Source organism: Algorimicrobium algoritergicola (assembly GCF_008086165.1).
GTDB lineage: Bacteria > Bacteroidota > Bacteroidia > Flavobacteriales > Flavobacteriaceae > Algorimicrobium > Algorimicrobium algoritergicola.
This window is the reverse complement of sequence record NZ_VSKL01000003.1, coordinates 305,868-319,735: the sequence shown is the minus strand read 5'-3', so window position 1 is coordinate 319,735 and position 13,868 is coordinate 305,868. Positions and strand designations below refer to the sequence as shown.

The window sequence follows — 13,868 nt, the reverse complement described above, 5'->3', positions numbered from 1 at the left end:
ATAATAATCAGAAAGTCAAAAGTGCATACGTTTTTGCATACGATTTCAAAATAAAACAGCTCGCAAGCCCAGTGTTTGTGTTGCTGATGTAGCTTAAAACGGGCTCATAACCCGAAGGTCACTGGTTGGAGTCCAGTTCCCGCTACTAAATGTTATCTGTTTAAAATCAATGGTTTTGTTCACGAAAAACCATTTTTTTTATGTTTAATTTAAATTTTTATCTTGCGAAAGAACACGGAAATGAACACGTTTTAGAACACAGTTTGTCAAAAAATAAAAAATTTTCAGCCCCAAAAATTTATTCAGCCAACGGCGATTTAAGTAAACGCTGGCACGTTTATTATTCCTTTCGAAATCCAGAAACAGGCATGCTCGAACCGATGAAAAATGTCTATGGAATAGCTAATAGATACAAAACCAAAGAAGACTATAAAAAAAGTAGTTTTTCAATTTATCTGTTTTAAAATTCTAAAAAAAATTGAAATAGTAAACCAACCTGAATTATGTAGCCTTATTTCAGGACGGGTCACTTCTTAAAATCCTCAAGTCTAACTTCATCATAATAGATGTAAAATGTTCTATGCGTTTTTGTCCAATAAACGCCACTAAATCTTTTTATGGATTCTTTAGTCTCAAATCAGTATGTAAATTTAATGGCAATACAACGCTTTGAATTATGTGTAAATGGCTCTAGAGTAATGGCGTTCATACTTGGATGTTAACAGATTATAACTAAAGATAATAAAAAAAGCCTATTCAATTTAATGAATAGGCTTTTTAATATATAGATTTTAAAAAGAATTATTCGTCCTTCTTATCTTCTCTTGGTTTTCTGTCATCACGACGATTATCACGACCTCTATTGTTGTCACGAGAACCTCTGTTATCACGTCCACCAGAACGTTTATCATCTCTTGGTGGTCTTTCTACAAAACCTTCTGGTTTTGGTAGAATAGCTTTACGCGATACTTTTTCTTTACGTGTTCTGGAGTCTAACCCGAAATATTTCACATCAAAAACGTCTCCCATGTTTACAACATCTGATACGTTTTCTGTGCGTTCCCATGCTAATTCACTTACGTGTAATAACACTTCGTTTCCTGGTGCATCTAAATATTCCACAACAGCACCAAAATCTAACATTTTGATTACTTTTACTTCATATACGCTTCCAACTGTAGGTTTGAATAAAATAGCATCAATTTTTGCCATAACAGCTTCAATACCTTTTTTACCAACACCTAAAATTTCAACAATACCTTCTTCCGTTACAGGATCTTCGTTAATAACGATAGTGGTATCTGTTTCTTTTTGCATTTCCTGAATTACTTTTCCACCAGGTCCAATCAAGGCGCCAATGAATTCGTTAGGAACACGTCTTGTTACCATTGTTGGTGCATGTTCTTTAACGTCTGCATTTGGTTTAGCAATTGTTTCAACTAGTTTCTCCAAGATATGTAAACGGCCATCACGAGCTTGTTTTAGTGCATTCACTAAAATCTCATAAGAAAGACCTTTTACTTTAATATCCATTTGGCAAGCTGTAATACCATCAGCAGTTCCTGTTACTTTAAAATCCATATCTCCTAAATGATCTTCATCACCTAGAATATCAGATAATACAGCGTATTTTCCAGAAGCAGCATCAGAAATTAATCCCATTGCAATACCAGAAACAGGCTTTGTCATTTGAACACCAGCATCCATTAATGCCATTGTTCCTGCACAAACTGTAGCCATAGAAGAGGAACCGTTAGATTCTAATACTTCTGAAACTACACGCACTGTATACGGACTTTCAGCTGGAACCATACCTTTTAAAGCACGTTGTGCCAAGTTACCATGTCCAACCTCTCTACGAGATGTTCCACGAATTGGTCGTGCTTCACCTGTACAAAATGGTGGGAAGTTATAATGTAAATAGAAACGCTCTTCGCCTTCTTGCGATGGCATATCTATTTGGTTAGCATCTCTAGATGTTCCTAAAGTTACTGTAGCTAAAGCTTGCGTTTCACCACGTGTAAAAAGAGCCGAACCATGTGTTGATGGTAAGTAATCTACTTCACACCAAATTGGTCTAATTTCGTCCGTTTTTCTACCATCTAATCGTAATCCTTCATTTAAAGTTAAATCACGAATAGCTGCTTTTTCAGCTTTACGGTAATAATCAGATACTAATCCGCCGTAATCTGCTAATTCTTCTTCAGAAAAAGTAGCTTTAATATCTTCTTTTATTTGTTGAAATGCATCACTTCTTTCATGTTTAGCAGATCCAGCTTTTGCAATAGCATACACTTTATCGTAAGCCATGTCATGAACTTTTTTCTCTAAATCTTCATCCGTTCTTTCACCTTCATATTCACGAACAGCTTTCTTTCCGAATGCTTCTGCTAATTTTACTTGAGCAGCACATTGAATTTTAATAGCTTCATGCGCAAACTTAATAGCATCTGCCATTTCTTCTTCAGAAATTTCATCCATTTCACCTTCTACCATCATAACAGAATCAGCAGAAGCACCAATCATCATATCGATATCAGACTCTGCTAATTGCGCAAATGAAGGGTTGATAATGAATTCACCATTAATACGGCCAACTCTTGCTTCAGAGATAGCACATTCAAATGGTAAATCTGATAATTGAATAGCAGCAGAAGCAGCTAATCCAGCCATAGCGTCTGGCATAACATTTTCGTCATGAGACATTAACTGAATCATCACCTGTGTTTCAGAATGATAATCTTTTGGGAATAATGGACGTAAAACACGATCCACTAAACGCATGGTTAGTACTTCGCCATCACTAGGTCTTGCTTCTCTTTTGAAGAAACCTCCTGGGTAACGACCTGCAGCTGCAAATTTCTCTCTATAATCTACTGTTAATGGTAGAAAATTAAGGTCTTTTTGTTCGTAGTTGGAAACAACTGTACATAATAACATACATTTTCCTGACTGCACAACAACGCTACCGTGAGCTTGTTTTGCTAATTTTCCTGTTTCGATGGAAATTTCTCTACCATCACCAAGGTCAATGACCTCTCTAAATACTTTTGGAATCATAAATTTTTAATTCTAATTAAACAATGGTCTCCGCCAAAACTGGACGGACAGGGTTGTGTTGTTGTAGTTGTTGTGTGTATGTGACCAATGAAAAACCTATAGTCCCGAACTTATTTCGGGATCTAGCTTCTTATTTACGAATTTTATACGCTTACGAATGCGTTATGTTTAAAACAAAAAAGAGGCGCGAAGCCTCTTAAATGTGATTATTTTCTTAATCCTAATTCCTTAATAATTGCACGATATCTTAAGACATCTTTCTTAATTAAGTAATCAAGTAGCGAACGACGCTTACCAACTAACATCACTAATGAACGTTCCGTATTGAAATCTTTACGATTCGTTTTTAAGTGTTGTGTTAAATGCTCGATGCGTTGTGTAAATATTGCTATTTGTCCTTCTGCGCTTCCAGTATCGTTTTTTCCGCTACCGTGTTTTGCGAAAAGCTCTTGCTTTTCTTCTTTTGATAAATACATTCTAATATTATTGTAAATGATTGTTATGTATATGAAAGATTTTCTTTCAAGCTGCAAATATAGTAAATTTTAATTATTCAGCCGTTTTTTGTTTGAAAAAGTCCCGCTCTGTTTTTTAGCGTATTAGCTACTAATAAGTAACAGATATTACGCTCTCAATGGCTGATTGGTAATTAAATCAATATATAAGTTGACTTTATCCTTTAAGTTTTTTCGGTGTGTAATAAAATCCAAGAAACCGTGTTCTAATAAAAATTCCGATGTTTGGAAATCTTCAGGTAAATCTTGTCCTGTTGTATCACGAACTACACGTGGTCCAGCAAATCCGATTAATGCGCCAGGTTCAGCAATATTAATATCGCCTAACATAGCAAATGATGCGGTTGTTCCTCCAGTTGTTGGATCTGTACATAAGGATATATACGGAATGCCAGCATCGGCTAATTGCGCCAAAACAACAGATGTTTTTGCTAATTGCATTAAGGATAAAGCGGCTTCCATCATACGTGCACCTCCAGATTTGGAGATAATCATGAACGGTATTTTTTTCTTTAAGGCGTATTGTCCAGCTCGCGCTATTTTTTCACCTACAACGGATCCCATAGAACCACCTATAAATGTGAAATCCATACAGGCAATGACTAGATCGTTTCCTTTAGATTTTCCAACGGCTGTACGAACAGCATCCTGAAGTTTGGTTTTTTCTTGAGCTGCTTTTAAACGGTCTGGATACTTTTTAGTATCCTCAAATTTCAAGGGATCTTTAGATTCTAATTTGGCATCTAGTTCCTTGAATTTGTTATCGTCAAATAAGATTTTGAAGTATTCGTTACTCCCAATTCTTACATGATAACCGTCTTCAGGACTCACATAAAAGTTTTGCTCTAATTCTTTAGCATCAACAATTTTTCCTGTAGGCGATTTATACCACAACCCTTTGGGTGTGTCTTTCTTTTGCTCCGTAGAGGTTTGAATTCCTTTTTCTTTTCGTTTAAACCAAGACATAGTGCTTAACGATTTTAAGTTATGCGAGTAACGATTTTCACTATTAAAAGCCGTTAGGATTCGCGTTAGTTAGACAAGCAAAATTACACGATTAATTTGAAATGCGTGTTTTTTGCGCTTTTATTTTATAAAGTGTTCACGTTGTTCAGGTCTTCAAAAGCCTTCTTTAAACGTGCAACAAATGTTTCTTCACCTTTGCGTAACCAAACGCGAGGATCGTAATATTTTTTATTTGGTACATCATCGCCATCAGGATTTCCTATTTGTGCTTGTAAATAGGCTTGCTTTTCTAAAATGTAATCACGTACGCCAGATGTAAAGGCATATTGCATATCGGTATCAATATTCATTTTAATAACACCATAACCTATGGCTTCACGAATTTCTTCAACCGTACTTCCAGATCCTCCATGAAAAACAAAATCAATATGATTATGTTCTACATTAAATTTTTCTGAAATATGTGCTTGTGAATTTTTAAGAATTTTTGGCGTTAATTTTACATTCCCAGGTTTGTAAACACCATGGACGTTCCCGAAGGCTGCCGCAATTGTAAATTGATCACTTACTTTACTTAATTCTTCGTAAGCATAAGCAACTTCATCCGGTTGTGTGTATAATTTAGAATCGTCTACATCGGTATTATCTACACCATCTTCTTCGCCACCTGTAATGCCTAATTCTATTTCAAGGGTCATGCCCATTTTGCTCATGCGCTCTAAATAGCGTTTGCAAATTTCTATGTTTTCTTCAATTGGCTCTTCACTTAAATCAATCATGTGCGAGCTGTAAAGTGGTTTGCCAGTTTCTTTAAAATGCACTTCACTAGCATCTAGTAAACCATCTATCCAAGGTAATAGTTTTTTAGCACAATGATCTGTATGAAGAATAACTGGAATGCCATAAGCTTCTGCCATTAAATGCACATGTTTTGCACCTGCAATGCAACCGGCAATAGCGGCTTTTTGATTTTCATTACTCAAGCCTTTTCCAGCATTAAATACACCACCACCATTTGAAAATTGAATAATTACGGGCGCATTTAAATCTCTAGCCGTTTCCAAAACACCATTTATAGAGCTGGAACCAACTACATTTACAGCTGGTAAGGCAAAGCCCTTTTCTTTAGCTAGTTTAAAAATGGCTTGAACTTCGTGTCCAGTAGCAACGCCTGGTTTAATAGAATGTGACATAGTTTGTGGTTTTAAAGAAACAAAAATAATAAAATTAATAGCTTAAAACGGGTAATTGATACCAATGTTATAAACAGCATTGGTGAAATTATAATCATTAAGCCAGCGGTTGCCCATTTCATAGGATGGATCGTAGGTTTTAAAACCGGTGTCAAAACGGAAAATAATAAAGCCAAAATCGTAACGCAATCCAAAACCTGTTCCTAATGCAATATCTTCTAAAGATTGGAAACTGGTAAAGGTTGCTTGTGGATCTTCAATATTATCGAGTACGTTCCATATATTTCCGGCATCGGCAAAAAAGGCGGCATAAAAATCGCCCAACACATTAAACCGGTATTCTAAATTGAAGGCTAACTTCAGGTTGGCTTCATTAAATTCATCATTACTGTCTGAGCTTCCGGGCCCTAAACTATAAGCAGTCCAAGCACGATTATCATTAGTTCCTCCAGCAAAGAAACTTTTTGAAAAGGGAATACTATTGGAATTACCATAAGGAATGGCAATACCAAAAAAGCTTCGAAGTGCTAAAACTTGTTTTTTGCCTAAATCCCAATGTTTTATATAATCGAATTCAGTTTTAATATATTGTGAATACGCAACATCAAAAATCTCATAATTATCATTGGTGTTTTTTGGTGTTCCAAAGGCGCTAGATGCTAGAGAAAGCAAGTTTCCTGCAGATTCTATTTTCCCTCTAAAAATGGAGAAATTCTCATCGAATAAACTCGTTCTATTATCGCGTACAAAATTATAACTAGAGGCAATAATTAAGTTGTTTTCGGTTAAACGTTCTTGACGTTCATTTATGTAATTGATATTTTGAATATTGTCTGGTGTTAAACCATTTGGTGGATTATTGCTTATAGATTCCTGAATAAATTCATTGGCTTGATCAGGTATGCCTAATTCATCATTAAGCCCAATATAATTGATGTCTTGAGCAATATCATTCAACGTATTGTACGATGTGCTATAAACGTTGAAATAGTTGTCTGGATTTAAGTTTTTTACATATTGAACACTAAATAAATCGAATCGGTTTGTGACTTTAAAATTCGGTTTCCAGCGGTAATTAAGTGTTCCAGAAAGCGTTTGTTTGTCCAATCCAATATTGGTTTGACTGGAAGTGGAAATACTCATTCGGGTGCTGGGTGACATACTTTTTGGAATGAGTTTCTCCGTATTAAATGGTAGTAATAAACGCGGAACTGTTAATTTTAAATCGGCTCCCCATTCATTAATATCAAAAAATTTATCATCATCATTGGCGCCATCTTTAGAAGCTCCTATGGATCCGAAAGCTGTTAGTTGCAAGGTTTCGGCACCACCAAAAACATTTCGCATAAGGACAGACGGATTAAAAGAGAGTCCAATAGTTTGAATGTTGCTTTGCGAAACTTCGGCACTAAATTCTAAACCAAATTTCTTTAAAGGTGTTAAATAAACATTGGCAGTTAATGTGGTATCGGCATTTTCAACATATTCAATGTTCGGATATTTAAAGGTTCGCAATTCTGAAATATGCCTATAAGATAAAGTCCTGTCACGATCTCTGAAAGTAGAGTCTGGTGTAATGAAAACAACATCCGTTAAGGCTTTTGGCTTGAAGCGTAATTTGTCATTACTAAACAAGTTGTAACCCTTAAATTGCATGGAGTCTTTTTGCATCTTATTCCGATCTTGATAGGAATAATCTGTATAAATGTTGACGTCTTTTATTTTGTAAATCGTGAATGGTTCACGCCTGGATGAATCATCATTTTTTATTAATCGATCTTGAATTTGTAATTCAACTTTCACCTTTTTTTCTGTGTCAATAGTATCCATTTCAAAGTACACATAATCTTCACTAAAATGATATACACCATTATTTCTAAAGTAATCCGTTAATCGGTCTTTTTCTTGTTCAAACGTAATAGTTTTATACTGTTTGTTTAATTGAATATGCGATTGATTTTTAGATTTATTATATAAGGTGTCTATAGCTGGTGATGCTATTTTCACGCTTAAAGAATCAACGATATACGGATTGCCTGTGGTCACATAATAATCCACTTTTGAACGACTAGAATCTATTTTCGTGGTTTCTGATGTTGCTTTGGCAGTAAACCAACCATTATGAAAATAGTAAGCTTCCAGCCGATTTATAGAACGTTTGGTTTTTTCATCATTTAAAATAACTGGTGCTTCACCTGTGGTTTTTAACCAGGTATTAATACCTTTTCTGGATTCTATATATTGATCTAGTTGCTTTTTGGAAAGAAAGCGTTCCAAGTTTTCCTCGCGATTGGGTTTTTTAGCAATATTTGCTTTTAAAATAGAATCGATATTTGGCCGTGCTAAATTATAAATATGCAGCCGAATGGGAATCGTTAATAGTTTTCGGTTTGGTTTCTGATAAAGTAAGTTGTTCACGGTTTCTGTGTTATTAACTTTATCGTTGACAGAAACGGTATTTTTAGTCAGTAATTGCTGATCTTCTTTAACATGTTTTATGGTATTACAAGACACAAAAAACAGAGCGAACGTAATATAAAATGCTATTTTTGAAGAATGTATTCTCAAGGATACTGATTTATAAAAATTTAGTGATGATTTTTGTATGTAATTTGGACTGACAAAAAATATAATAATTGCTTCAAAAATACATTATTTCCACGGAAATAAAGCATATATATAATGACACATTTTGAAAGGTTTGTGTTTTATTATTTCTAATTTTGTTAGCACCAATTAAAATCGGTTTCATGTTATCAAAAAACCAAATAAAACTAGTAACGAGTTTAAAACAAAAAAAGTACCGACAGCAGCACGGATTATTTGTTGCCGAAGGTGTAAAAACCATTCAAGAGCTTTTAAATTCTAATCTGGAGTTACAACACGTGTATGCCGTTTCGACTTTTAATTTAGATTCTGAATTGGAAACGCTTATTACAGAGAAAGATTTAAAGAAAATCAGTTCCTTAAAAACACCTAATCAAGCTTTAGCTGTTTTTAAAATTCCCAAAGCTGAAAAGCTGCCTAATAATGGTTTTATTTTAGCGCTTGATGATATTCGCGATCCAGGAAATTTAGGAACAATTATCAGGTTATGTGATTGGTTTGGAATACAAAATTTAGTTTGTAGTGAACAAACCGTAGATTGTTATAATCCAAAGGTTATTCAAGCAACCATGGGTTCTATTACACGTGTTCACGTGAATTATACGGATTTGAATACCTATTTGAGCGCGACAAAATCCCCGATTTATGGTGCTTTTATGGATGGTGACAATGTCTATAAAGAAGCATTAATTCCAGAAGGCGTTTTAGTTATGGGAAATGAAGCTAATGGCATTTCTGAAGCTATTGAAAAACAGATAACAAAACGTGTCTGTATTCCGCGTTTTGGTTCAATTCAAGCTACTGAAAGCTTAAATGTGGCTACTGCAACAGCTATTTTGTTGAGTGAGTTTAAAAGGGGTTAATTGTTAAGGTGTTGGTTGTTGAGTTGAAACAGGAATTATTCATTTTTTGTTAACAACAAACAACTACTGGAACGTAAAGTTTAAAAACACACCACGTGTTTTCATGGTATTTACATTGCTTGTCCATGGACTGTTAGGATCCTTATCTTGGATGATTTCGTCATTAAGCGCAAAAACGCCTCGAATGGAAGGTGTAAATTTAAAGAAGTATAAATAAAAGTCCACGCCGAAACCAATTTCATAAAAGAACATATTCTTTTTAGTTCTAAATTGTCCGCTGCTATTATCGTCTGGGTTATTTTCGTTGCTTGATAAATTTAATGCTGTTGATAATCCAGCAACCACAAACGGCTTAAAGTTATTAATACGTTTGGTAGAAAATTTCATTAATAAAGGAAAATGGATATAGGTAGATTTTACTTCGCGCTTCAAATCTGTATCCGTAAATTCCATACCTTGAAAATAGGTTTCAGAGTATTCTAAATTCCGTGTTGTAATATATAAGCCGGGCTCAAAACGTAAATCCATATATTCCATGACACGTAAATTCCCGACTAAACCAACACTAAAGCCACCTGTTTTCTGAACTAAAATATCAGCTTGATCTGTGTTATAATCAAAATTGAAATCATAACTGTTGTAGCCTAAATAGAAACCATAACTTAAAAGCCTTTTATCTTCAGTTTCAAGATTTCTGATTTTTTCTTTTGAAAATAATTGTGCCGAAGCTACTTGCGATAGTAAAATAAACCCAAAAAGGACAAGGTGTTTTCTCATAAAACTATTTTGATAATGTATAAATAGTAGCCACACCAAATGTTTGTGGCAAGTCATTCACATTAGTAAACCCAATTTTACGCAAAATATTGTTTAATTCCTCACCAAAAGGAAAAACAGAAGCCGATTCGCATAAATATGCATAAGCCGTTTTGTCTTTTGAAAACAATTTTCCAATAACTGGTAAAATATTTTTAGTGTAAAATTTATAACCTTGTTTATAAGGTGTTTTGGTTGGCATGGACGTTTCAAGAATAACGAATGTACCTCCAGGTTTTAGCACACGATGAATTTCAGATAAGCCTTTTTCTAGGGTTTCAAAATTTCGAATACCAAAAGCAACCGTAATAGCATCAAAGGAATTATCTTCAAATGGCATGTTTTCAGAATCGCCTAAAACCATATCAATCTTATCATCTAGGTTTTTATGGGCTACTTTCTGTTTACCTATTTCTAACATACCGCTACTAATATCAAAGCCAACAATTTTTTTGGCATTGGTTTGCGCAAGCATAATAGCTAAATCGCCAGTTCCAGTAGCAATGTCTAAAATAGTTTCAGGATTACTAGCCTTAATTATAGCGAGTACTTTTTTACGCCAAGACACATCAATACCAAAGGAAATTACACGATTTAAACCATCGTAATTTCCAGAAATAGTATCAAACATTTTTGTAACCTGCTCTTTCTTTCCTAGGTTACTGTCTTTATATGGATTTACTTTTGACAACTTGTGATTTTTTTCGCAAATATAAACTATTACATAACCATTAAGCAACTACATGGTAATTTATTATAACCTATTGAAATTTATAGAAGTCCTATTTTTTCCTTTATCTTTGTACTACTTTTTAGGAAAAAACTACATGAAACCGAAATTGATTAAATTTTTGCAGTAGGATGCAAGCTTATAATAGATTTAATTATTTAAGGTTCCATCTGACCATTGAAAAAACAATAAAAGTAAGCAGATGAAAATTATTATTGCGGGTGCTGGTGAAGTCGGATTTCATTTAGCAAAACTATTGTCTTTTGAATCGCAAGAAATTACACTGATAGATACCAATAAAGAATGTTTGCTTAATGCAGATAATCATTTGGATATAAAGGTTATGAAAGGCGATTCAACCTCAATTTCTATTTTAAAAGATGCGCGTGTTGCCGAAAGTGATTTGGTGATTGCAGTAACATCTTCTGAAACAACCAACATTACGGTTTGTGTTTTGGCGAAACAACTAGGTGCCAAACGAACAATTGCTAGAATATCAAACACCGAATTTATTCAACATAAAGATGAAGTAGGTTTTACCAAATTTGGTATTGATGAACTTATTTCACCAGAAGCTTTAGCGGCTTCAGAAATCCGATTATTACTATCTCAATCCGCTTTTAGTGACACCTATGCTTTTGAAGATGGTGCGCTTACTATGGTTGGATTAGACTTGTCTAGAACCATGCCTTTTGCTGGAAAAACAGTCCAAGAAGCTGCCGAAATATTTCCAGATATACATTTTGTGCCAATCGCTATTCAACGTTTTGGTACACAATATACCATTATTCCTAGAGGAGACACCCAGCTAAAGGAAGGCGATCATGTGGTGTTTATAACATCAGAAGGTGGTGCTGAAGAATTATGTAAAATTACGGGCAAAATCAATACAGAAATTAAGAATGTCATGATTCTTGGAGGGAGTAAAATTGGTTATAAAACAGCTCGCGATTTAGCTTCTAGCGGTTTTAATGTGAAGTTGATTGAAAAAGACAAAAACCGTGCTTTTGATATTGCCGATGAGTTGCCAAATGTACTGGTCATAAATGGTGATGGTCGGAATGTTGATTTATTGAATGAAGAAAACATTGCGGATATGGATGCCTTTATTGCCGTAACAGGGAATAGTGAAATTAATATCATGTCCAGTTTGGTAGCCAAATCAAAAGGTGTTAGAAAAACGATTTCTTTGGTTGAAAACATGGATTATTTTGAGTTATCGCAATCCATAGGAATTGATACCTTAATAAATAAAAAATTATTAGCTGCCAATACAATTTTTAGATACGTAAGGCGTGGTGAAGTATTAGCCATGACCAAATTAAATAATATGGATGCCGAGCTTTTAGAATTTAAAGTGAAAGCACGTTCAAAAATTTGCAATAAATTAATTAAAGATGCTGGCTTTCCAAGATCTGCTATTATTGCAGGCGTTATAAGAGATGGGATTGGAAATATTGCTTTGGGAGATTTCAAGATTCAAGAGGGTGATTTAGTCGTAATTTGCGGTTTGCCACGTTCTATTAAAGAGGTTGAAAAACTGTTCTTGTAAGTATGAAACTGAATTATAAAATCATTTTTCACTTTTTAGGATTACTGCTTCTATTTAATGGTGGCTTTATGCTCGTGTCTACACTCATAAGCTATATTTATAAAGATGGTGTTACGTTTCAATTATTTTTAGCAGGTATTAGCACGCTGCTATTAGGTGCTTCAATGATGTACCCAACACGTGATCATAAGAAAATTATGGATAAACGTGAAGGTTATGTCGTGGTTACTTTTGGCTGGCTTATTATGGCTTTTTCGGGATGCTTGCCTTATATTTTTACAGGTGCTATTCCAGATTTTACCAGTGCATTTCTAGAAACCATGTCTGGATATACCACTACAGGTGCTACCATTCTGAATGATATTGAAGTTATTCCAAAAGGGGTGCTTTTTTGGCGTAGTATGACACATTGGATTGGCGGAATGGGAATTATTGTTTTAGCCATAGCTATTTTACCATTGCTGGGAATAGGAGGTATGCAGTTGTTTGCTGCCGAAGCACCTGGACCCAATGCAGATAAATTGCATCCAAGAATTACCGATACTGCGAAGCGATTATGGCTTATTTATTTTGGGTATACCGTAGCCGAAACTATTTTGTTGAAAGTGGCTGGAATGAATTTATTTGATGCCATGAATCATGCCATGAGTACCTTGTCTACGGGTGGGTTTTCAACTAAAAATGCGAGTATAGCGTATTGGAATGACCAACCTGTTATACAGTATATCATTATCCTGTTTATGTTTTTAGCAGGAACTAATTTTGTTTTAAGCTATTTTGCATTTAAAGGGAAAGTTCAGAAAATATTAAAAGATGACGAGTTTAAACTCTACCTGTCTTTTATTGTGATTTTTACCATCATTGCGGCTGCCATAATTTATTTCAAAGCAGATCCAACTATATCATCCATAGCTCATCCCATGGTTTGGGGTGAAGCAGAAAGTGCCCTTCGTCATGGTATGTTTCAGGTGCTAAGCGTTATTACAACTACAGGTTTTATCACAGCCGATTATACCTTATGGTCACCATTTTTAGTGGTATTCTTTTTTGGGTTGATGTTTTTAGGAGGTTCAGCAGGCAGTACTTCAGGTGGTGTAAAAGTGGTGCGACATTTAATTTTAATACGCAATGGTTTTTTAGAATTCAAACGCGCTTTACATCCTAATGCTATTTTGCCTGTCCGTTACAACTCCAGAGCGGTTTCAGGAGATATTGTATTTAATATTCTAGCATTCTTTATTCTATATATGTTGTCCTTTATTGTAGGTTCTTTAGTGTTCTCTATGTTTGGATTAGACCTCATGTCATCCATAGGAATTGCAGCTTCTAGTTTAGGAAACGTAGGTCCTGCTTTTGGCGATTTTGGTCCAGTTGATAATTATGCATCTTTACCTGATTTAGCAAAATGGTGGGCAGCCTTTTTAATGCTGATTGGGCGTTTGGAATTGTTTACCGTATTGATTTTGTTGACGCCTTTCTTTTGGAGAAATAGGTAATCTAAAAATAAAAAAAAATCCACTTCAAGCGAAGTGGATTTTTTTATTCAATTATTCGTTTATGGAAGAA

General features: G+C 34.7%; 11 protein-coding genes. 4 read left to right on the top strand and 7 right to left on the bottom strand.

Features of this window, described 5'->3' with window-relative positions:
- The first annotated feature begins 200 nt into the window (after window positions 1-200).
- A complete protein-coding gene (locus ES675_RS10630; protein ID WP_066256571.1) occupies window positions 201-464 on the top strand; it encodes a hypothetical protein in 264 nt (87 codons plus the stop codon).
- Between the two features lie 337 nt (window positions 465-801).
- Here the strand turns inward: ES675_RS10630 and ES675_RS10625 are convergent, their stop codons facing one another.
- From ES675_RS10625 to tamL, 5 genes are all read right to left on the bottom strand, one after another.
- Window positions 802-3,060 (bottom strand): polyribonucleotide nucleotidyltransferase, encoded by a 2,259-nt coding sequence (locus ES675_RS10625; RefSeq protein ID WP_066256567.1) that lies wholly within the window; start codon window positions 3,058-3,060, stop codon window positions 802-804.
- A gap of 206 nt (window positions 3,061-3,266) precedes the next feature.
- A complete protein-coding gene (rpsO, locus tag ES675_RS10620; RefSeq protein ID WP_066256564.1) occupies window positions 3,267-3,536 on the bottom strand; it encodes a 30S ribosomal protein S15 in 270 nt (89 codons plus the stop codon).
- A 147-nt stretch (window positions 3,537-3,683) separates the two neighbouring features.
- Window positions 3,684-4,541, bottom strand: coding sequence for an acetyl-CoA carboxylase, carboxyltransferase subunit beta (accD, locus tag ES675_RS10615; RefSeq protein WP_066256561.1), 858 nt, complete (start codon window positions 4,539-4,541; stop codon window positions 3,684-3,686).
- A 125-nt stretch (window positions 4,542-4,666) separates the two neighbouring features.
- On the bottom strand, window positions 4,667-5,734 hold the full coding sequence (gene fbaA, locus ES675_RS10610) for a class II fructose-bisphosphate aldolase (protein ID WP_066256558.1): 1,068 nt from the start codon (window positions 5,732-5,734) through the stop codon (window positions 4,667-4,669).
- 42 nt (window positions 5,735-5,776) lie between these two features.
- Window positions 5,777-8,302, bottom strand: a complete 2,526-nt coding sequence (gene tamL / locus ES675_RS10605; protein WP_066256555.1) for a translocation and assembly module lipoprotein TamL — start codon at window positions 8,300-8,302, stop codon at window positions 5,777-5,779.
- 182 nt (window positions 8,303-8,484) lie between these two features.
- On the opposite strand from tamL, the gene ES675_RS10600 reads away from it, so the two are divergent.
- Window positions 8,485-9,204 carry a TrmH family RNA methyltransferase gene (locus tag ES675_RS10600; RefSeq protein ID WP_066256551.1) on the top strand — a complete coding sequence of 240 codons (720 nt, stop codon included), beginning with the start codon at window positions 8,485-8,487 and terminating at the stop codon, window positions 9,202-9,204.
- A gap of 63 nt (window positions 9,205-9,267) precedes the next feature.
- Here the strand turns inward: ES675_RS10600 and porT are convergent, their stop codons facing one another.
- Both porT and ubiE read right to left on the bottom strand, forming a co-directional pair.
- Window positions 9,268-9,981, bottom strand: coding sequence for a type IX secretion/gliding motility protein PorT/SprT (porT, locus tag ES675_RS10595; RefSeq protein WP_066256548.1), 714 nt, complete (start codon window positions 9,979-9,981; stop codon window positions 9,268-9,270).
- 4 nt (window positions 9,982-9,985) lie between these two features.
- Entirely contained in the window at window positions 9,986-10,711 is a 726-nt protein-coding gene (gene ubiE, locus ES675_RS10590) for a bifunctional demethylmenaquinone methyltransferase/2-methoxy-6-polyprenyl-1,4-benzoquinol methylase UbiE (RefSeq protein WP_066256546.1), read from the bottom strand.
- Window positions 10,712-10,952: 241 nt separating this feature from the next.
- On the opposite strand from ubiE, the gene trkA reads away from it, so the two are divergent.
- Together trkA and ES675_RS10580 are read left to right on the top strand one after the other, a co-directional pair.
- Complete coding sequence (gene trkA, locus ES675_RS10585; RefSeq protein ID WP_066256542.1) at window positions 10,953-12,302, top strand: Trk system potassium transporter TrkA; 1,350 nt, start codon at window positions 10,953-10,955, stop codon at window positions 12,300-12,302.
- 2 nt (window positions 12,303-12,304) lie between these two features.
- The gene (locus tag ES675_RS10580; RefSeq protein WP_066256539.1) at window positions 12,305-13,798 is read left to right on the top strand and encodes a TrkH family potassium uptake protein; all 1,494 of its coding nucleotides are present in this window, start codon (window positions 12,305-12,307) and stop codon (window positions 13,796-13,798) included.
- Window positions 13,799-13,868 lie beyond the last annotated feature (70 nt).